Raw genomic sequence first — 21,947 nt, forward strand, 5'->3', positions numbered from 1 at the left:
ACCTCTTAACCGGAAATTTTAATGCAAAAAACAATTAAATATGTTATGGTAGCTTTTGTGGCTATCATATCAATAGCAAGTTGTAAAAAAGAAATTAATTGGAATGCCAAGCTTGATCCTAATGGAAATGGCTGCAAGCTAGCCAGTTTAAAGGCTGATCTTGATGTTTTAGGCACTTACACGCTTAACTTTACTTACGACGCTTCTGGTAGGATTTCGAAAGCAACCACTACCGATGGTCAGACGAGTAATTATGTATATACGGCAAATAAAATTACCGCTACTGATGGGGATGGGAATGTGTCTGAAATCGTTTTGGAAAATGGAAGGGCAATATCGAGTGGGAGTGATGGCGTTATTAGTGGAGGTGGGGTTAGTTATAGTTATACCAGAAAATACACCTACAACGCAGATGGTTATTTAATTCAGGTGAAAAATTATTTAAACGGAGAATTAAATACAACTGATAACTTAACTTATGCTAACGGCAATTTAGTAAAAGCAGTTTCAGTTGATGCTCACCTTGGCTACACAGAAACCACTACCTATGTATATTCAACAGAAAATGCGGTAAACACATACGAGATTGCGGATCCACTTTCTTATCATGTTGATTATTTCCCTGGTGGATATTTTGGGAAACAATCTAAAAATGTATTGCTTAAAGGCACAGCAAAAACGGTGGACGGTGATGGTGATCCTTTTACTGATGCTGTTTATACCTTCGGTTATCAATACGATGGAAAAGGAAACGCTACATCGGTATCGTTTTCGGTGCTTTCTACTTTTTATCCAAGCAGTGGACCAGTTCAAACGGATACTTACAATGTAAAATATAGCTTAAATTATACTTGTAAATAGATATAAAAAATTTCATTGAAAGCCTGATCATAACCATGATCAGGCTTTTGTTTTTGTGGGCTTTTTTTTCGTCAATAAAAATTAAACGCCTAACCATCAGAAACAGAAAATAACCCGTATTAAGAAAAATGATGTAAAACGCTCATTTTACCACTCTTTTTTTACGATTTAGCCCCTCATTTTTTGATCAGCCCGCGTATATCTTTGCTTACAAGCATGTCGATTTAAAATTGAGATGATATTATAACCTAACCAAATCTTATGGAAAAAATACCAATCAACCTTGTCTACCCTACAGTGGTCACTGAAATCTTTTGTATTTGTTAGTTATTGATTTACAGTCTATTGATCACATCCTAATGCCTTACAATTAACCAAATATTTACCTAATTCAAAAAAAATGAGAAATGAAAAAATGAAATGGTGTATGTTATTTACATGCATGTTTGTGGTGCTTCTATCTTGTAAGAAAGAGAAAGAAGAAGTTAAACAAGAAAACGGACAGGTTAAAGCCTGGGAAACATTAATAGATGGTAATTCTCTTGCCAACTATACTAATTTTGAGGCACAATGGAATTATAATTATCCCTGGGGTACCGATCATAATGGTTCTGCACGTATGGTAGGGAGTACCTCAAATCATAACCAGCTCTCGTTAAGCGGAGGTGTTCTCACCATTAAAGCCACCCGCCTGGCTTCATCTCCAGGAAACAGTACCGCCAATGGTTTTACCAATATTGCAATTTGGTACAATTCAGGTGCCTGTTACGCCAAACAACAGGTTGTAATTAATGATCAGTTTCCCAGTTATACCATTTCTGGCGATTTTGCTGTACCAACCAGTAAAGGAACCTGGCCTGCTTTTTGGATTACCGGCGTTAATTCATGGCCACCTGAAAGTGATATTATGGAATTTAAGGGCAATAACACAAATTGGCAGAATACTTATGATGGTGGTTGGGAGAATAAACTCACCGCAGTTTCTAACGCAGGCTCATACCATAATTACAAATGCTGGTATAATAAAGTAAGTGCAACAGATGTAGATTGCCATTATTATATTGATAACGTTTGGGTAGCCAAGCATACCATGAGTAATTCGGTAAATAAACCCATGTGGCTAATCATTAATATGCAAATGGAAGGCGATAGCGGCTCTCCAGGCCCTTCTGGCAATACTTTCTATACCGGTAAAAATGTTTATATGGGTAGAGAAAGAGCTTTTTAATTTATAAAAATAAATATTCACTTTCGGAGGTAGCTTTATAGCTACCTCCTTTTGTAGCATAAAATAAATATGAAAAAATGCCTAAGCATGTTTGCCTGTATACTGCTCTGCATTTTATTTGCACAGTGTAAAAAGGATGAAGTGGCTGTGCCAGAGAATGATGTTAATTTGGTAATTGCTAAAATTAATCTGTTAAGGCAAAGTGGGTGTAATTGTGGCACAGCATACATGCCTCCGGTACCCACCCTATCATTAAATAACCAACTGCAAAATGCCGCAATAACTCATGCCAAAGATATGGCAAAACAAAACTATTTTGATCATTTATCTCCTGAAGGCGGTACTCCTGCGGAGCGTGCATTAAATGCCGGTTATACAGGTGATTTTAGAGCAGAAAACTTAGCTAAGGGATATAGTCAGGCAGATCAGGTAATTGCTGCATGGAAAAATAGTGTAAGCCATTGTAAAGCCATGATGGATGCTAATAGTAAAGAAGCTGGTGTGGGCATGGCCCAAAATTACTGGGTGGTAACCTTTGGTAATCCATTATAATTCTTTTATCGTTTTATCAATCACATCCAATAGTCCATCTGTGTAAGCATCATCTGTTAATTCCCAGAACATGATGCCATTTAATTTTTGATCAATTACATATTTGGTTTTTAATGAAATTGATTTCGGATCGTCAAAAGTGGCAAGGTATTTTGTTTGTGGATTATAATAATATGGGGCTTTGGCTTTCTCGTCCCAATAATAATTATAGCCATTTTCTGCAGTGAACTGCTTTTTAAAATCCTTAAAAGAAACACCGCTTAAAAATTTGGTAGGCTGGTATAATCCCTGGTTGGCATAGGTGCTGTTTTCAAAAATACGGGCATAAAAAGCTGCTCCTAAAGCAATTTTTTGTGCGGGTACACCTAAATCTATTAAAGCTTTTACAGCGTAATCGCCTGATAAAGATTGCTGTGCGGTAGCATACAACGGGGTATGGTGGCCGCTTTGTGTCGCATATCCGCTTACCAGATCGTAGCTCATAACATTAACCCGGTTTACCAGAGGCATTACTTTATCCCATTCGAAACAAGAATCGATGCAGTTTTTTGTACCGCCTGCAGCAAAGCTGATTTCGGCCTTTTTACCTAGTTTTTTACGGAGTTCTTTAATCAGTAAAGTGAAATTATGTTTATCGTCAACTGTATATCTGTGCCCAGGATAGCCAACTACTGCCGGGTATTCCCAGTCAATGTCTATCCCATCGGCATGGAAAAAATCGAGTATTTCTTTAGTGGTTTTGGCAAATGTTTTTCGTCCCTCAGCCCTGCTGAAAACTTCAGAACAATCTTTGCAGGCACTCCAGCCACCCATGGCAATCATCACCTTTAAATCAGGATTCCGTTTTTTTAAGGCCACCATTTTAGTAATTAAGGCTGAATCCTTCGCCGAGTTAATGTTTAAGCTATCGCCCTTTAAGTGCCCAAAACTGTAGATCAGGTGACTCAGTTTTTCGATCGGAAAGCTATCTATTACTGAATTTTGTCCGGTGTAATAGGCAATAACATTTGGTTTAATTGTTTTTTGAGCTTTTGATTGAGTACTCAAAAATGATAAGGAGATGATGGCTGTAATGCAGAACAGTACAGTAGATGCGGTAAGCTTTCTTTTGTGCATGGGGATCTGGGTAAACTATTTTTCGGCAATAATATCTTGAAGTTCGTTCAATTCGGCAACTTTATCGGTAGCCCCTGCATTTTCATAAGCCGAAATCAGGTTTCTGATTACCCGGCGGATAATATCGCTATTGCTGCAAGGCCTGTAATATTCGGGCAGCGCCTCTAAATTAAGCTGACGAAGAAACTGATCCACATCATGTTTGCCGAAGATATTGCCACGGTTAAAAGCATTAATGTAGAAAAGCACGCCATATTCGCTTCCTTCCTGTTTGCTATCGTCTATATAACCCAAAATAAAGTGCTGTGGTAAGTTTATTCCATAAACAGGCAGATCTAATTTCTGTGCCAGGGTAGAATAGATAATGGCCAGCGAAATCTGATTACCCTTTTTACTTTCTAAAACCTGGTTTAAATAAGAATTTTGAGGGTCGTGGTGATTTTTCGTATTGCCACCAAAACCATATTGTTGATACAAAACGTGATTGATCAGTTTAACTTTTTCAACCGAACTCATTTCATACTGAAGGCCCAACCAGATATCTCTTTTAATTTCTTCCAGCTGGTTAATTACCTTTTGCTCATCTAAATCCGGATATTGGTACCGGTTAATAATCAAAGCACCCTGCAATAAATCAAAAGCACCACTTAAATACCATAAGTTTAAATCTTCTTTAACCGTTTTAAACTGGATCTGATGAACAATGTTTTCAATTCGCTCCTGTAACAAGCCATCAAAAGACTGTTCCCAGGCATTTTCTAAAAAATGTATTACTTCGCCACCATATTCAAGCAGTTTCTTCTCTACATGATGGAAAACTTCCTCGTCAGGATCATCCAACAATTTTACTAAAGCACTTATCTCTGCGTTATTTTCCATAAAACATACCTACGTTTGCAGTGTTTAATTACTTTTGCAATATTATGCTATTTCAATTTATTACAGATTACCTTAAACACCGTTTAACAGCAAAAAGCCGACATGGAACGCACTCACCATTCGTGTACAAGCTCGCTGATGAGGTAATTTACGATTTTACCGACAAATCTGAATACAAAAACATAGAAGAACAGCGAAAAAAACTTTTTAATGACGATTCGATAATCACCGTTACAGACCTTGGTGCGGGTTCTCACCTCAATAAAAACCGTACAAAAAAGGTAAGCCAGATTGCGAAGAATGCGTTGAAAAGTCCTCGCTTGGCCAAACTGATTTACAGGTTGGCGAAAAATACAAATCCTAAAAGTGCTATAGAATTAGGTACCTGCCTTGGCATTACAACAGCTTATCTGGCCACAACAAATCCTGATACAGAAGTAATTAGCATTGAAGGTTGCCCGCAAACAGCAGAGGTGGCGAAGAAAAATTTCGAGGATCTAAATTTAGAGAATATCGAGCTTCATGTGGGCAATTTTGATTTGATTTTACCCGATATTATTGCCAAACAACCAAGTTTAGATTTCGTTTACATTGACGGTAATCACCGCAAGGATGCTACCCTGAGCTATTTTAACTGGTGTTTGCCTAAAGTTAATGAAGATTCACTGTTGATTTTTGACGATATTTATTGGAGCGAAGGTATGAAAGAAGCCTGGGCTGAAATTAAAAACCATCCTGATGTTACCATAACAGTAGATCTGTTCTGGATCGGCTTGGTTTACTTTAAAAAAGGACAGGCAAAAGAACATTTTAAGCTTAAATTTTAAGATAATGGAAATCGAGCCGAAATTAGAAGGTATCCAGAAACGGTCAGCGTTGTTTATTTTGTTGATTAGTCTTTTTTTAGGGGTTGCTTTTTATTTGATTTCGCTTTTTTTTAAAATGAGTGTGCTTACACATATCATGTTCGGTTGGGATATATTTTGTTTAATCCTAATTTCCCTTCATTGGTATATGTTTTTTCATACTTCCGCTGCCGAAACGCATCTTAAAGCGAAAATGCAGGATGAAACCCGAGGTGAAATTTTTGCTATTGTGGTGGTTTCTACTTTTGCTGGTTTGCTTGCCGTAATTTTATTGCTGATTAATAAAGATATTGAACCACTCGATTTAGTGGTAGCCATAACAGGTATGTTTTTATCGTGGTTTTTGGTACATACTACTTTTAGCATGCGTTATGCACATCTTTACTATGGCGATAATAAGAAAGGGCATTCAAATAAAAAAGGAACAGGACTTGAATTTCCTGGAGATGATGAACCCGATTTTATTGATTTTGCCTATTTTTCTTTCGTGCTCGGCATGACTTTCCAGGTTTCTGATGTAGAAATTTCAGATCGGAAGATCAGACGGCTTTCCCTTTTACACAGTTTAATCGCCTTTATATTTAATACCGTAATTGTGGCGTTAACCATTAATGCATTGGCTGGGTTAAGCAAATAAGTTTTAGCGAAGGCTTTGGCAAACTTACGAAGTTTAGGAAGGCCAAAGCACAGGCGAACTTCGTAAGTTTGCCCTGGTGTGGGCGACGCTATAGTAAATTTTAGTATTTTGGAAACGAGCAGTCCAGTTCTTTTGGCGGGTTTCAGTCCCGCTCTCCGTTCCTTCCGGTGAAGAACCGGAACCACTTCGATCAGGTTTAGGTACCAAAGGATAGATGCCTTTAGGCACCATGCTAGGGGCAGTCCTTTCATTATAAACCTGACGGCAGCGGTAGCCCCGATTTTTTCATGAGGGCTATAGCGAATGGCAGGGCTTCACTTGCCAAGAACCACGGGCCCTTCGTTTTCAATAAAAGATGTTATGTTTAGGATTTGGAAATGAGCAATCCAGTTCTTTTGGCGGTCTTCAGTCCCGCTCTCCGTTCCTTCCGGTGAAGAACCGGAACCACTTCGATCAGGTTTAGATACCAAGGGTGGACGCCTTATGCACCATGCTAGGGGCAGTCCTTTCATTATAAACCTGACAGCAGCGGTAGCCCCGAATTTAAGCACGATTCGTTTGTTTTTATGGTGTGCTTGCTTGTTTCACAGGTTTCATCGGGCTATAGCGAATGGCAGGGCTTCACTTGCCAAGAATCACATGTTGGTCGTTTTCAAATTGAAATTCACAACGATTTATCTGGCTGTAAATCAGCACTTTGTTATTTTAAACTGATTTTTCAGTAATATAACTTGTTTTTTAGTTGTAAAACTGAGGAATAAGTTATAGGTTTGGGTATGGAAGAATTAACCAAAGCAGAAGAGCGCATTATGCAGGTTTTATGGAAACTGCAAAAGGCATTTGTGAAAGATATTATTGATGAACTGGAAGAAGAACCTAAGCCACCTTACAATACCATTTCCTCAATTGTTAGGCTTTTAGAGAAGAAAGGCTATGTTAATTATAAGGCCTATGGCAAAACTTACGAATACTTTCCGGCGATTACAAAAGATGAATATGCCAAAACTACCTTTTCGAAATTGTTTTCAGGTTATTTTGATAATTCTCCAACCAGCCTTTTATCGTTTATGGTAAAAGAAGAAAAACTAAGTGAAAAGGATATAGAAGAAATTAAAAAAATCATTAACCAAGATCCAAAGCCATGATTTTAATTTACTTATTAAAGGTATCGGCCTGTACCGTAATCTTTTTTGCAGCCTATCAGTTTTTACTGGCTAAACTCACGTTTTTCAACCTTAACCGTGCTTATTTATTAATGATGCTGGTGTTGAGTTTTAGTATTCCGGCAGTTACCGTCGAAAACCGTCAGGAAGTAATGGTTGCCAGCCAGGAGATCCCATCAAAAATAGCTTACAGCAACGATGGTTTTGTTGAACGGGATTTTGTAGATGAAGGTAATGTTGCTAACACTAACATCAACTGGGATCAAGTACTCATGTATGGTTATTGCTTGGTTTTAGCCGCTCTTGTTTTTAGAATGCTTTTTATGATGATACGCATCCAGATTCAATTGCGTAAACATGCCATAGACAGAAACAGAGCCGTTATCCTGGTTGATGCGAAATCGACCATAAAAAATTGCTCATTTTTTAACCAGATTATTGTCGACTCCTCTTTGCAGCCCGAAGAAAAGAACCTGGTAATTAAACACGAATTGGTTCATGTGAAGCAGTTGCATGCTGTCGACAAACTTTTAGTCAATTTCGTTACCGCAATCCTTTGGTTTAACCCCATTATTTATTTCTGGCGGAATGCGATCGATCATAACCACGAATTTCTGGCCGACCGTGAAACTTCGAAAGTTGCAGATAAGAAGGTTTATGCTTCTTTACTTTTAAATCTGGCTATGCCAGCTAAAAATTTAGCCATTAATAGTTTTAGTAAACTTCCACTAAAAAATAGAATCATGATGTTGTATAAAGAACCAAACGCCAAGCTGCAAAAGCTTGCCTATTTAGCCATTGTTCCCGTTTTAATGATCTGCTGTATGGCATTTATAAACCGCAAAGAAATTATTGTTGAGAAAACGTCAGTAGGGAACCAGGCTTCTGCAGATGCGCCGACAAAGCCAAATGTTTATGCGATGAACTATTTAAACAGCAATATTAAGGTTAATCCGAATACTGCTTTTAATGAAGTAGAACCTACTTTGGTTATTGATGCCGGCCATGGCGGAAAAGATGGAGTTGTAAGTGCCCTGGATGGACAAAAGGAAAAAGACTTAAATCTAAGGGCGGTAAAAATCCTAAAGGAAGAAGCAGCAAAAAGAGGGATTAAAGTAATATTAACAAGAAATTCTGACCAGTTTATTTCACTTCGCGATCGTTTACCAAAACAGGAGGCTACGGCTTTTATTTCCATCCATCATAATGCAACGCTTGCAAATGCGGCTGTACCTTTCGGTGCTATTGAAGTTTATGTTTCGAAACTGAACAGCAATATTAAAACTGCGGAAGATCTTGGTGCCGGAATTTTAAGCAATCTGAAACAGCTTAAAGGGATGGAAGTAAGAGATTCATTAAAAAACGCAAACCTTTTGTTGCTCCGCGAATCTAAAATACCTGCAGTTTTAATTGAACTTGGAAATATATCAGACAGTAAGACGCTTGATTATATCAATCAGGAAAAAAATATCCGAAGAATCAGTAATTTGATTTTAGATGGATTTGTAGCTTTTTCGAAACGTGGTTGTTAGTTAATTATAGCTATATGATACAGCCTTACTAATAGATGCTGAAATTTCTTTTTTTTGTTGTTGTATTGTTTTCTGTTTTATCTTCTCGGGCCCAATTCAAACTCTCTGGTAGGGTAGCCGATCAGGAACATAAAACGATACCTTTTGCTACCGTTAAAATTTCTGGTCCTCAAAACAGCGTAAACTATACCCAAACAGATAGTTTAGGTTTTTACACCTTTAAAAATCTGCAAACTGGAAAATATTCAGTTGTTTATTCTATACTCAATTTTAAAGCTGTTAATCAGTCATTGGTTTTAGTAGCTGACACAGTGATCAATATTCAGCTCCAGGAAAATCCAAACAAGCTTACTGATGTCCAGATCAATACTAAAAAAGCTTTAATAGAAAAACAGATCGACCGGACGGTCTTTAATGTCGAGAACAGTATTTCTGCCATCGGAACAGATGCTTTGGAACTGCTTTCGAAAGTGCCTGGTATTAGGGTTTTGAATGATAAGGTTTCTTTAGTAGGCAAAGGTGCTGTTAACATCATGATTAACGATAAATTGGTGCCCTTATCAGATGATGAATTGTCGAATTATTTAAAATCAATTTCATCAGCCAATATCGCCAAGATTGAAGTGATTACCAATCCGCCGGCAAAATATGATGCCCAGGGAAATAACGGATTAATTAATATTGTATTGAAGAAAGTTAATGCCGAAGGCTTTAGGGTGTCGGTTAATACTATTTTTTCACAAGCTACTCATCCAACGGCATCTGCAGGTGGAAATTTGAGTTTTCGGAAAAATAAAATTACGCTCTCCTCAAATTTCAATATCAGAAAAGGATCTCTTGTGCCGTTTGAACAAAGTACCAATTTTTATCCTGCACAGACCTGGGATATTGTAAATAAAGACCGGAATTTTAGAACAGTACCCAGCGGACAGATCGGCATTGATTATCAGGTCTCCCCAAAAACAGTATTGGGTTTATCATATAATGGTGGTTTAACTAACTTCCATTCCGAAGAAAATATTAAAACCACTGTTTATAAAAAGAACGGTAATTTAGATTCGGTGCTGAATTCTGATGCCAATGCCAAAATCAGGTCTCATTATCATTCGGCCAATATTTATTTAAAACAGGCCTTGGATTCTACAGGAAAACAACTGACCATTAACGGCGATTGGTTTAAATATAATGATGATAAAAACAGGTTTTTCAACAATACAAGTTATTTCCAAAATGGAGGGGTTATTCCGAATTCTTTTGTTGAATACCTATCAACCAGCAAACAAAATATAGATTTATATACTTTAAAAGCTGATGTAGACTTGCCCTATAAAACCTTTAAGTTATCCTTCGGTGCAAAACTGAGCTTTATCAATAACCAGAGTGATCTTGCCTTTTACAAAGCCCGTAATGCAATTTACGAATTAGACCCTGGCCAAACCAACCTTTTTAATTATCAGGAAAATACGCAGGCCCTCTATGTTAATTATAATAAAACCATAAGGGACTGGGGTTTTCAAGCTGGGCTGCGGGGAGAATATACGCAGATTGATGGCATATCCGTTAATGAACAGAATCGAAATGATTATTTCCGTCTTTTCCCTACATTTTACATTGTTTATCGTGCAAATGATAAAAGCACTTTTGCGCTTAATTATAGCCGTCGGATCAACCGACCTGCTTACCGTAAACTAAATCCCTTCCGCTGGTATAGCAACCAATATGCCTATACTGAAGGAAATCCTTTTTTGCAACCATCTTATAACGATAACATCGAAATTTCTCACACTTACAATGTCTTCACCACAACACTATCTTTTAGTCACACCACAAACGGCTTTAATGATGTAAATTTTATTGATGCTGGCACTAATATTCAGGCAGCCAAACCTGTTAACTTTATTACAGGGTATCATTATCAGTTCAGCAATGCAGTTACTTTTAATGTGTTGAAATGGTTAGAAAGTATCAATCAGGTTGATGTTTTTTATAATAGATCAAATTCCAGTATCATGCAAACCGTGAGTAACCTGAATGGATTTGGCACTTATTTTTCTACCTTAAATCAGTTTGTTTTTAACCCATCGAAAACTATTTTGGGCGAAGCCAGTTTCTGGTATCAATTTCCCTCCGTTGATGGCTTGAACAAAAATAAAAGTCAATACAACCTCGATCTGGGTATAAAAGTCTTATTATTTAACAAAAAGATCCAATTGGCCATTACCGCTACCGATGTTTTAAAAACCAATCAATACCGTTTTAACAGTTTGGTCAACAACATCAGGCAGGAATACAATAACTATTACGATAGCCGCCAACTCAAGATTGCCTTCCGTTATAATTTTGGCAATGAAAAAATTAAACAGCAGGATAGGAAGCCTGGTAATGAAGAGGAGCGGAAGAGGAGTAATTGATGATGAGAAATGTAAGGCAAGATTGGGAAATGGCGGCTGTAGAATAAATCGTTATTTCGACCAGAGTATACCGATTTTTCATCGGTAGCGGAATGTAGGCATCTTCTGGTTACATTTATACAGGTATTATTAAATTAAATTGTAATGAGTCGTTATAGAAATTTATTATACATTTTGGTAATGGGGATGGCATCCTGCTCATTGAAACCTGAAATTTACAGAAGTGTATGTAATAAAGATATAACATATCGTAAGGTAGAGATGGATAAGCTTTTGATAAACATAGATATGTATGATGGTAAATATGTAGAGATTAAAGGAAAATATAAATCGGGATTTGAAGAATCTGCACTGTATGCAAAAGGATTTCATATTAATAGTGAAAATGCATTGTGGGTTGAATATGATGCTTTCATATTAAAATGTCCTTTAGTATCAACTGAAACTAAGATAGATCTTTTTGGAAAAGAAGAAAGTTTCAAAAAAATGTACAATAAAACTGTGATATTGCATGGAAAAATTGATGCTAAACAAAGAGGACACTTGTCGCAGTATAAAGCTTCCATCAAGGATATTACTTTAGTTATTATAGATTGATTTTGTATTATAAGTGCAAAAAAATATTACCTTTTATGGTAAATCAAATTATAAAAATAAATGCATGTCATCCGAAAGTTATTCTTAGTTATACTATCGATAGTTTTATTTACAGATTGTGCTCACAAAGAGGATCATATTGAATGGGATCCTAACCAAGGTTATGTTCCTGATAGCACAACCGCGGTTCAACTTGCACAGATATTTTTTGTCAGGATTTATGGAGAGAAAGTGCTTAAAAAGAAACCTTTTGTTCCAACATTAAAGGATGGCAAAATTTGGATGGTTGATGGGACCTTAGAAAAAGGTATGAATGGTGGTGTTCCACATATTGAAATACAGAAGTCTGACGGGAAGATTTTGGCGCTTTATCATGGGAAATAACCAAAGGTAATTTAAGGATTAAGAATTAGCAATTTTTCTAAAAATCATTCCCTTTTTGATTCGTAAGTTTACAGCTCTTTCTTCTAATGTCTTTCACAATAATAAATGAAAAATAAAATAACATATCTTTTCCTGTTGGTTTTCCTCATTAGTGGCTGCTCATCAAAGGATGTCGATGATAAAAATGTTAAAGCGACTAGTTATCCTAAAAGCGAGGAAATACTAAAGTCAACTTTAGATGTTTTTTTTAAAACATACAAAAATGATGGGTCAGATAAAGCAGTAGATTTTATTTTTGCAGCCTCCGGTGCGTCTCCAGAACAACTGAGTGAGTTAAAAGGAAGGTTAGCAAAGTTAACAGTTATAGCAGGAAACTACGAAGGATATGAGTCCATCACTCAACAACGAATTAGGGAAAGTCTAGTTTATTATAGTTTCTTGGTAAAGCATGACATACAGCCAATAAGATTTATCTTCATCTTTTATAAAGCAAAGGATAAATGGAGAATTTATAAATTTAAATTTGACGATGAAGCGGATACTGAACTTGAGGAAGCAGGCAAACTTTATTTCGTAAAGTAAAGTATCTAATCCATAACTCTTCAAAGATCATTAAAAGAGTTCACTATCAATGACAGGTTGTGAAAAGAATAGTGGTCATTCCCGCGCAAGCAGGAATCTTAAAGTTTATTGCATTACGATCCAACTACGGAGCAACTTATTTGTATTAATATGTTAAAAAAAGCAGACTTACTGAGTTACAGTTAGAACTGATTAATTCCGTGCTTCTGTGTTTCCGTGGCAATAATTTTATCTGTACGAATCTGCGGTAAAGATCCTTTGACTACGCTCAGGATGACAAAAGGAACGGGATGATAGTACGGGCCTCCTCCATCACCCCCTTTTCCATTATACATTACACATTCTTAAAACGCTTCCGCCAAACTGATGTAAAACCCGGCCTGGCGTTTTTCGTTTGGCAATTTTTCGCCAATGCCATAATCTAACCGAACACTCAAACCTTTTGCCGGATCGAAAAAGTAACGCCCACCAACACCAAAGTTTGGTTTTAGCCCATCTGTATTAAACTGGCCATTTGCAAATACTTTACCAGTACCCGCAAAAGCGACAATGCCAAAACGGTTCATAAAACGGTATCGGATTTCGGCCTGAGTGGCCATCAGGTTTTCGTCACGATAGCGGCCACTGTAGTAACCGCGCATCATCTGGTCGTTGCCTAACTGTTGTAACAGGTAAAATGGGGTGCTTTTGCTCTGAATGGTATAAAAAATGCCCTGTACCCCTAAAACTACTTTTGGTGCCAGGCTAAAGAAACCACGGAGATCTAGCTTAATCTGTGAGCCATTAAAACTTTCTCCACCAAAAAAATCGGGTGCGTATTGGTAGGTTGCCCTACCAAAAAAGCCTTTTGTTGGATAATTATTGCTGTTACGTGTATCGTAACTTTGCGATGCACCGATCCAGGCTACCGAGCCACCATCTTTATCTAAAATCTGAGGATTTGTACTGTAAATACCACCAATTTCCTTGTCTATAAAACGGTAATTCTCAAAACCTAGCGAAATACCAGTATAAGCCTTCGGCAAAGTATTCATTTCCGCATCGAAAAGTGTTTTAAATACCCGTTGGTCTAGTTTATCTTCATTTGCCTTTATTGCATTGTTGCCAATACCATAAAAATTGAAAGGCTGATTTTTGAAACGGATATCGCCGATAAAGTGATATTTGTTTCCTTTTGTCCAGGCATCGCCCTTAAGCATAAAATTAGCCGTCTTTTTGGTAGAATAGGTTGTGTTCAAGGCGAAGTTCGAACTGCGGTTCAGCGTATCTTTACGATCTATGTAAAATGAATAAATGGCACCAACGCCAAATTCAAACCCTGTTTCCTGACTATAGCCAAAAGCTGGTAGAGGTAAAAAGCTTGCTTTACGGGTAGTATCTTTTTCGTTTGAGAGCATCTTTTTGATCAGTTTCATCTGTCCAAACGAACTTCCTGAAATGAGCGCAAGTAAAATAATTAGATAATATTTTTTCATTGTCACAAAGAAAAGGAAATTTAGTTATAGTTCATTAGTCGATGGTTCATTTGTTGATTGGTACTTCAAACTGCTAGTTATTGGTTAACAGATTAAATTGGTTAATTGTACCTGGCGACTGCTCAATCTCAACTCCAAACGCCTGAGCGGAGTACAACTCAGTGGAGAAATCTACCTCGAGATAGATCTCTCCGTTCCGCTGCGCTTCAGTCGAGATGACGATCGCTAGGATTCGAAGTAATGCCTGCCACCATCTAAACCGGATTGAAGGGGAAAGCCCGCAGGTGAGGCATCCCGATTCATCGGGAAGGACTTGTACCGAAAAGCGGACTACCCTTAATAGGGGCTAAGCAACTGCTTTTCAAAAAAGACCCCTCGGCCACGTTCAGGATGAAAATCGCAAGGGAAATGCGCTTTATGATTTTAATCGACTTTGGGACTGAAAACTATGGACTTTGGACTAATTTAATGCTAAACGCCATGCCTCAAGCGTAAAACGCTTTTACCTTTCGGCCTAAATACCTATTTTTGCGGCAAATAATACAAAACGAAATGAGCAATACAAGAGGACCAATATCTCAGTTTATGGAGCGTAATTACCTCCATTTTAATGCTGCGGCAATGATGGATGCGGCTAAAGGATACGAAACGCATTTAGATGAAGGTGGTAAAATGATGATCACACTTGCTGGTGCAATGAGTACTGCAGAATTGGGAATTTCACTTGCAGAAATGATTCGCCAGGATAAAGTGGCTATTATTTCTTGTACTGGTGCAAACCTTGAAGAAGATATTATGAACCTGGTAGCACATTCACATTATAAACGTGTACCAAACTACCGCGATTTAAGTCCACAGGATGAATGGGACCTTTTAGAAAACCATTACAACCGTGTTACCGATACCTGTATCCCTGAAGAAGAGGCTTTCCGCCGTTTGCAGAAACACATTCAAAAAATCTGGATGGATGCCGAAGCTGCAGGTGAGCGTTATTTTCCGCATGAATTTATGTATAAAATGCTTTTAAGCGGAGATTTAGAGCAATATTATGAAATTGATCCTAAAAATTCATGGATGCTTGCTGCGGCTGAAAAGAATTTGCCAATTGTAGTTCCTGGATGGGAAGATTCTACCATGGGAAACATTTTTGCATCGTATGTGATGAAAAAAGAACTTACCGCAACTACTGTAAAAGGCGGTATTGAATATATGGGTTGGTTGGCCGACTGGTATATTGCGAACAGCGGGGGCAAAGGAATTGGTTTCTTCCAGATTGGTGGCGGTATAGCCGGCGATTTTCCGATTTGTGTAGTACCAATGCTTTATCAGGATATGGAAATGGAAAATATTCCTTTCTGGAGTTATTTCTGCCAGATTTCAGATTCGACCACTTCTTATGGTTCATATTCTGGTGCTGTACCGAACGAAAAGATTACCTGGGGTAAACTGGATATTAATACGCCAAAATTTATTGTAGAAAGTGATGCAACAATTGTTGCACCGCTGATGTTTGCCTGGATATTAAAACAATAATCATAAAAAATAAATAAACCAAATTGGTTTCTAGTATGCCCATTGAAGATAACATATCAAAAATGGGCATTTTTATTGCCTGAATGGCTTGAAATGACATTTGTTTAGAATGATTATAAATTGTATTTCCAGTCACTATTATGTCATGGGATTTATTAATAAGTTATACTTTTGTTCAAGTTTTGGTGGGGCTACCCCTAGTTCAGCATCAATTTCACAACAAAAAGTAAATTAAATAAGTATAAAGTGTTCATTATGAGAGATATCTCGATGATTTTAAAAAGCGTTTGGAAGTCGTTATTCGTATTTTCAGCAATTTCCGTAATAGCGGTTTCTACCGTAAATGCGCAGGATGCTAAAGAGGGACGAACGCTTTTCAAAGCAAAATGTTCTTCGTGCCATGCGTTAGATGCTAAATTGGTTGGTCCAGCCTTAACTGGTGTAAGCGATCGCCATTCAGAAGAATTCCTTTTAAAGTGGATTCCTAATTCTCAGGGATTGGTGGCATCTGGAAATCCAGAGGCTGTTAAATTATTCAATGACAATGGAAAAGTACCAATGACTTCTTTTCCTGAATTGGATGAAACAAAAGTTAAAGACATCTTACAATACATTAAAGAAGGTGAGCCAAAAGCAGCTACTCCTGCAGGTGGTGCTGTTGCAGTAAAAGATGAATCTACTTCAGGTCTGTCAATTGCAGGTATTGTAGCCATTGTTGTATTAGCGATTGTTATTTTAGTAATCTTGGGTCGTGCTTCTAAATTGTTAGAGCGCCTGATTTTACAAAAACAAGGCATCGAGATTGAAGAAGATGTGCCATTAAAGGTTGGTGTGCGCAAGATGTTCAAAAACAAGAAATTTGTAATGTTCTTTATCTTGTGTTTAATCATCGCTTTAGGTTCTTGGGGTTGGATGGGCATGTGGAACACTGGTGTTCACACCGGTTACCAACCAGTTCAGCCAATTAAATTCTCTCACGAGTTGCACGCTGGTATCAATCAGATCGATTGTCAGTATTGCCACAATGGGGCATTTAAATCTAAAAATGCAACTATTCCATCATTAAACGTTTGTATGAACTGCCATAAAGCTGTTCAGGCAAGAGATAAATATGATGGTGAGATTTCTCCTGAGATCAAAAAAATCTACAATGCTTTAGGTTACGATCCTGAAACACAGAAATATGATGAAGGTAAAGCTAAACCAATGGAATGGGTACGTGTACACAACCTTCCTGATTTTGCTTACTTCAATCACTCTCAACACGTAGTTGTTGCAGAAGATGCAATCCGTAAAGCAAAAGGATTACAACCAACAGAACCTGTATGTTTCGCTTGTCACGGTCCGGTTAATACAATGGAAGAAATTTACCAATATTCTCCATTAACCATGAAATGGTGTATTAACTGCCATAAGGAAACAGATATTTCTGGTCAGAAAAATAATGCTTTCTACGCTAAGGTTATCGAAGCGCACGAGAAGATTAAAAAAGGCGAGAAAATTACACCAGCGTTATTGGGTGGTTTAGAGTGTGGTAAATGCCACTATTAATAGATAGAGTTTAGTAAGAACGTTCGAATAAACAGTAATATAGCTTAAATGGAAAGCAACAAAAAATACTGGAAAGGCTTAGAGGAGTATAACAATACCCCCGATTTTGTTAAGAATAGCAAAAACGAATTCGCCGAGCCACTTCCAATAGAAGATGTTTTAAATGAAGCAGGGTTAAGTACCGTTACCCCACGCCGCGACTTTTTAAAGGCGTTAGGTTTTGGTTTAGGTGCAGTAACTTTGGCAGCCTGTCAAACTGCCCCTGTTCATAAATCTATTCCTTACCTGGTAAAGCCTGAAGAGGTTACTCCAGGTATTCCTAACTATTATACTTCGAGCTTTAATGGCCAGAGTATTTTAGTTAAAACAAGAGAGGGACGCCCGATTAAAATTGAACCAAATCCAAATGCGGGTCAATTTAACTGCGGTACAGATGCGAGAGCGCAAGCTTCGGTTTTAGATTTATATGATGTATCTAAACTAAAAGCACCAGCTTTAGTAAAAGATGGAAAAGTCGAAGAAACTACCTGGGCAAAAATCGACAGCTTTGTAAAAGGCGAGTTGGCAAAAGCACAGGCGGGTGGAAAGAAAATCCGTATTGTAGCATCAACTGTAAACAGCCCATCAACTAATGCAGTTATTGCACAGTTTATTGCAAAATATCCTGCTGCTAAACTGGTTCAGTACGATGCGGTTTCTTATACTGGTATTATCCAGGCCAACCAAAACAGTTTCGGTAAAGCAGTTTTACCTAAATACAACTTTGATAAGGCCGATTTAATTGTAAGTTTCAGTGCCGATTTCTTAGGTACCTGGATTAGCGGAGAAGAGTTTACTGCTCAGTATACTGCTAACCGTAACTACAAATCGTTAGAAAATAAAAAAATGAGCCGCCACATTCAGTTCGAAAGTGGAATGAGCTTAACAGGTACCAATGCAGATACCCGTGTTCCGGTTAAATTATCGGAAGAAGGACCTGCTTTAATTGCCTTATACAATGCAATTACCGGTAGTGCTTTACCTGGCGGAACGTTAGGTAACAACACCACTGCCGATAAAGTAATTAAATTGGTAGCTAAAGAATTGGTACAAGCTAAAGGTAAAGGCCTTGTAGTTTGCGGTTCGAACGATGTTTCTACTCAGATTTTAGTAAATGCCATTAACGCCGCTATCGGAAGTTATGGTACAACTATCGATTTGGATAACCCTTGTTATTTATATGCAGGTAACGATGCCGAATTTAACGGCTTAGTTGCTGAAATGAACCGTGGCGAAGTTGGTGCTGTTTTATTCTTAAACAGTAACCCCGTTTACGATGCTGCAAATGCAAAAGCATTTACTGATGCATTAGCTAAGGTTCCTGCTAAAATTTCATTCTCTGATCGTGCTGATGAAACTGCAACCGCTTGTGATGCCATTGCAATTAACCATAACTACTTAGAATCATGGGGTGATGCAAACGCTTACGAAGGATATTATTCTATCGTTCAGCCAACTATCAACCCGGTTTTCAATAGCCGCCAGGCTGAAGAGAGTTTATTAGCCTGGGCTGATGCTCCTGTTAAAGATTATTATCAGTTTGTACGCAGCAACTGGGAAGCTAAAATGTTACCAGCTGTTGGTTTGAAATGGGAAGAAGTTTTAGACAAAGGTGTGGTTACTGTAGCAGCAAAAACTGCTGGAGCGTATTCATTTACTCAATCTTTAGCACAAGTTGCTACTTCAATTGCGAATAGCAGCAAAGCTTTAGCTAAAGAAGTAGAATTACAGGTTTACGAAAGCATCCCGATGCGTGATGGTAAAAATGCAAACAATGCATTCTTACAAGAACTACCTGATCCGGTTTCTAAAGTAACCTGGGATAACTATGTTGCACTTGCACCAAAATTTGCCGAGAAATTAAAAGTTAAAGAATTTGATGTTGTAACGGTTAAGGCCAGCAACGGATACTCAGTAGATCTTCCGGTATTGATCCAGCCAGGACAAGCACAAGGAACTGCATCTATCGCATTAGGTTATGGCCGTACCAAAACTGGTAAAGCGGGTAACGATGTAGGTAAAAATGCTTTCCCTTTTGTTTCTTTTGTAAATGGAACTTTCCAATATGCTACTTCGGTAACCATTACCCCAACAGGCGGTTATTACGAATTGGCTCAAACACAAACTCACCACTCTTTCGAGGGCCGTGCAGTGATTAAAGAAGCTACTTTTAAGGAGTACTTGAAAAATCCTGGAGCTGGTAACGAAAAAGGCGAGCATAAAGATTACGATCTTTGGGATCAATACGAAAAACCAGGTAACAACTGGGTGATGGCAATCGATTTGAATGCTTGTACAGGTTGTGGTTCTTGTATTGTTGCTTGTAACGTAGAAAACAACATTCCTGTTGTAGGCCGTGATGAGGTTCGTCGTCGTCGTGAAATGCACTGGATCCGTATCGATCGTTATTACAGCTATGAAACTAAAGACGGTGATGTAACCAGAGAAAAAGAAATTGCTAAGTTAGAAGACTTAGATCACGTTTCTGTGGTTCACCAGCCAATGTTGTGCCAACACTGTGATCACGCACCTTGCGAAACCGTTTGTCCGGTATTGGCAACAGTTCACTCAAGTGATGGTTTAAACCACATGGCTTATAACCGTTGCGTAGGTACACGTTACTGTGCGAATAACTGTCCGTATAAAGTACGTCGTTTCAACTGGTTTAACTACTGGAACGATTCACGTTTCGATAACTATTTAAATAACGAGTTTACCCAATTAGTTTTAAACCCTGATGTAACTACACGTTCGAGAGGGGTAATGGAAAAATGCTCTATGTGTATTCAACGTATACAAGGTGGCAAATTACAAGCTAAACTGGAGAAACGTCCATTAAAAGATGGTGATATTAAAATGGCTTGTCAGGAAGCTTGTTCAGCAAATGCAATTGTATTTGGTGATGCAAACGATCCAAATTCAGAGGTTTCAAAAGCATTACGTTCTGAGCGTATCTACTACGTATTAGAAGAGATCAACGTGAAACCGGGTATCGGATACATGACAAAAATTAGAAATACAGATACAACAGTACAAGCGTAAGCTTTAGTATAAAGAAAATACAAATTATGTCAGGACATAACGAATCAATACTTAGAGAACCATTAATTACCGGAGATAACATCACGTATGCAAAAATTACGGATGATATTTTAAGCCCGGTAGAAAACAAGCCGAACAAGGCTTGGTGGATTGGTTTCATCGTTGCCTCATTAGGTGCTTTACTTTGGGTAGTAGCAGTAAGCTACACTTTCTGGAACGGTATCGGTGCATGGGGTTTAAATAAAACAGTTGGTTGGGCTTGGGATATCACCGGTTTCGTATGGTGGGTAGGTATCGGTCACGCTGGAACACTAATTTCAGCAGTACTATTACTCTTCCGCCAGAACTGGCGTAACTCCATCAACCGTTCGGCAGAGGCGATGACTATTTTCGCCGTAATCTGTGCCGCAACTTACGTTGTATCGCACATGGGCCGTCCTTGGTTAGCTTATTGGGTTTTACCTTTACCAAACCAATTCGGATCACTTTGGGTAAACTTTAACTCACCATTGGTGTGGGATATGTTTGCGATCTCGACTTACTTCTCTGTATCATTATTATTCTGGTACACAGGTTTATTACCAGATATCGCTACCATCCGCGACCGTGCAGTGGGTACACGTAGAAAAATCTATTCTATCTTCTCTTTTGGATGGAGTGGAAGTGTTAAAACATGGCAACGTTTCGAAGCGGTGTCGTTAATCTTAGCAGGTATCTCTACACCACTTGTACTTTCGGTACACACCATTGTATCAATGGACTTTGCAACTTCGGTAATTCCGGGATGGCACACGACCATCTTCCCTCCATACTTTGTTGCTGGAGCGATTTTCTCTGGATTTGCGATGGTATTAACCTTATTATTGGTTGCACGTAAAGTATTGGGCTTAGAAAACTACATCACCATGTTCCACATCGAGTCGATGAATAAAATCATCATCTTAACCGGATCAATCGTTGGTGTGGCTTATTTAACTGAGTTCTTCATCGCCTGGTATTCAGGTTCTGAGTATGAGCAATACGCATTTATCAACAGATCTACTGGTCCTTACTGGTGGTCGTACTGGATGATGATGACTTGTAACGTAATCTCTCCACAGTTGTTATGGTTCAAAAAGATCCGTTTAAGCATTAAAGCTACCTGGATTTTATCAATCGTGGTAAACGTGGGTATGTGGTTCGAGCGTTTCGTAATTATCGTTACTTCATTGCACCGCGATTATATTCCATCAAGTTGGGCAATGTTCTATCCAACATGGGTTGATATCAGTGTATTCGTAGGTTCAATTGGTTTGTTCTTTACTTTATTCTTATTATTCTTAAGAGTATTGCCATCAATCGCTATAGCAGAGGTTAAATTATTATTAAAAACTGCAAGTGAGCAAGCCAAAATGAAACAGATTAAAGAAGGGCATGAGAATAAAGAATACGTTGCAGAATACGTAGAGTCTTTAGAAAAATTTGATAGTGTTAAACAAGAAGATTACGCAAAAATATAA

General features: G+C 38.0%; 18 protein-coding genes. 15 read left to right on the forward strand and 3 right to left on the reverse strand.

Features of this window, described 5'->3' with window-relative positions; translation table 11 throughout:
• The first annotated feature begins 21 nt into the window (after positions 1-21).
• The 3 genes from LQ201_RS15980 (at position 22) to LQ201_RS15990 (ending at position 2,641) form a co-directional block, all read left to right on the forward strand.
• Positions 22-861 (forward strand): DUF4595 domain-containing protein, encoded by an 840-nt coding sequence (locus LQ201_RS15980; protein WP_230144450.1) that lies wholly within the window; start codon positions 22-24, stop codon positions 859-861.
• Positions 862-1,261: 400 nt separating this feature from the next.
• Positions 1,262-2,089, forward strand: coding sequence for a glycoside hydrolase (locus LQ201_RS15985; protein WP_230144451.1), 828 nt, complete (start codon positions 1,262-1,264; stop codon positions 2,087-2,089).
• A 69-nt stretch (positions 2,090-2,158) separates the two neighbouring features.
• Positions 2,159-2,641, forward strand: coding sequence for a CAP domain-containing protein (locus LQ201_RS15990; RefSeq protein ID WP_230144452.1), 483 nt, complete (start codon positions 2,159-2,161; stop codon positions 2,639-2,641).
• Here the strand turns inward: LQ201_RS15990 and LQ201_RS15995 are convergent.
• Both LQ201_RS15995 and LQ201_RS16000 read right to left on the reverse strand, forming a co-directional pair.
• Positions 2,636-3,757 (reverse strand): glycoside hydrolase family 18 protein, encoded by a 1,122-nt coding sequence (locus tag LQ201_RS15995; protein ID WP_230144453.1) that lies wholly within the window; start codon positions 3,755-3,757, stop codon positions 2,636-2,638. The genes LQ201_RS15990 and LQ201_RS15995 overlap by 6 nt on opposite strands.
• A 15-nt stretch (positions 3,758-3,772) precedes the next feature.
• On the reverse strand, positions 3,773-4,636 hold the full coding sequence (locus tag LQ201_RS16000; RefSeq protein ID WP_230144454.1) for a transglutaminase-like domain-containing protein: 864 nt from the start codon (positions 4,634-4,636) through the stop codon (positions 3,773-3,775).
• A 44-nt stretch (positions 4,637-4,680) separates the two neighbouring features.
• Here LQ201_RS16000 and LQ201_RS16005 point away from each other — a divergent pair, with 44 nt between their 5' ends.
• The 8 genes from LQ201_RS16005 to LQ201_RS16040 all read left to right on the forward strand — a co-directional run bounded on the left by LQ201_RS16005 (position 4,681) and on the right by LQ201_RS16040 (position 12,808).
• Entirely contained in the window at positions 4,681-5,463 is a 783-nt protein-coding gene (locus tag LQ201_RS16005) for an O-methyltransferase (RefSeq protein ID WP_230144455.1), read from the forward strand.
• Positions 5,464-5,467: 4 nt separating this feature from the next.
• Positions 5,468-6,139, forward strand: coding sequence for a DUF1345 domain-containing protein (locus LQ201_RS16010; RefSeq protein ID WP_230144456.1), 672 nt, complete (start codon positions 5,468-5,470; stop codon positions 6,137-6,139).
• Between the two features lie 776 nt (positions 6,140-6,915).
• Complete coding sequence (locus tag LQ201_RS16015) at positions 6,916-7,284, forward strand: BlaI/MecI/CopY family transcriptional regulator (RefSeq protein ID WP_108197999.1); 369 nt, start codon at positions 6,916-6,918, stop codon at positions 7,282-7,284.
• Positions 7,281-8,834, forward strand: coding sequence for a M56/M15 family metallopeptidase (locus tag LQ201_RS16020; protein ID WP_230144457.1), 1,554 nt, complete (start codon positions 7,281-7,283; stop codon positions 8,832-8,834). The genes LQ201_RS16015 and LQ201_RS16020 overlap by 4 nt, the downstream gene beginning before the upstream one ends.
• A 35-nt stretch (positions 8,835-8,869) precedes the next feature.
• On the forward strand, positions 8,870-11,245 hold the full coding sequence (locus LQ201_RS16025; protein ID WP_230144458.1) for an outer membrane beta-barrel family protein: 2,376 nt from the start codon (positions 8,870-8,872) through the stop codon (positions 11,243-11,245).
• 144 nt (positions 11,246-11,389) lie between these two features.
• On the forward strand, positions 11,390-11,842 hold the full coding sequence (locus tag LQ201_RS16030; protein ID WP_230144459.1) for a hypothetical protein: 453 nt from the start codon (positions 11,390-11,392) through the stop codon (positions 11,840-11,842).
• Positions 11,843-11,902: 60 nt separating this feature from the next.
• Positions 11,903-12,226, forward strand: coding sequence for a YbbC/YhhH family protein (locus LQ201_RS16035; protein WP_230144460.1), 324 nt, complete (start codon positions 11,903-11,905; stop codon positions 12,224-12,226).
• A 105-nt stretch (positions 12,227-12,331) separates the two neighbouring features.
• Entirely contained in the window at positions 12,332-12,808 is a 477-nt protein-coding gene (locus LQ201_RS16040; RefSeq protein WP_230144461.1) for a hypothetical protein, read from the forward strand.
• 344 nt (positions 12,809-13,152) lie between these two features.
• Here LQ201_RS16040 and LQ201_RS16045 read toward each other — a convergent pair whose 3' ends face one another.
• Complete coding sequence (locus tag LQ201_RS16045; protein WP_230144462.1) at positions 13,153-14,283, reverse strand: BamA/TamA family outer membrane protein; 1,131 nt, start codon at positions 14,281-14,283, stop codon at positions 13,153-13,155.
• A gap of 552 nt (positions 14,284-14,835) precedes the next feature.
• Between LQ201_RS16045 and LQ201_RS16050 the strand changes: the two genes are divergently transcribed.
• The 4 genes from LQ201_RS16050 (at position 14,836) to nrfD (ending at position 21,947) form a co-directional block, all read left to right on the forward strand.
• Positions 14,836-15,816 carry a deoxyhypusine synthase family protein gene (locus LQ201_RS16050; protein ID WP_055903284.1) on the forward strand — a complete coding sequence of 327 codons (981 nt, stop codon included), beginning with the start codon at positions 14,836-14,838 and terminating at the stop codon, positions 15,814-15,816.
• Positions 15,817-16,071: 255 nt separating this feature from the next.
• Positions 16,072-17,367, forward strand: coding sequence for a c-type cytochrome (locus LQ201_RS16055; RefSeq protein WP_230144463.1), 1,296 nt, complete (start codon positions 16,072-16,074; stop codon positions 17,365-17,367).
• A gap of 48 nt (positions 17,368-17,415) precedes the next feature.
• Entirely contained in the window at positions 17,416-20,448 is a 3,033-nt protein-coding gene (locus LQ201_RS16060; RefSeq protein ID WP_230144464.1) for a TAT-variant-translocated molybdopterin oxidoreductase, read from the forward strand.
• A gap of 26 nt (positions 20,449-20,474) precedes the next feature.
• A complete protein-coding gene (gene nrfD, locus LQ201_RS16065) occupies positions 20,475-21,947 on the forward strand; it encodes an NrfD/PsrC family molybdoenzyme membrane anchor subunit (RefSeq protein ID WP_057931705.1) in 1,473 nt (490 codons plus the stop codon).

It is taken from the genome of Pedobacter sp. Bi126 (genome assembly GCF_918698245.1).
Taxonomy (GTDB): domain Bacteria; phylum Bacteroidota; class Bacteroidia; order Sphingobacteriales; family Sphingobacteriaceae; genus Pedobacter.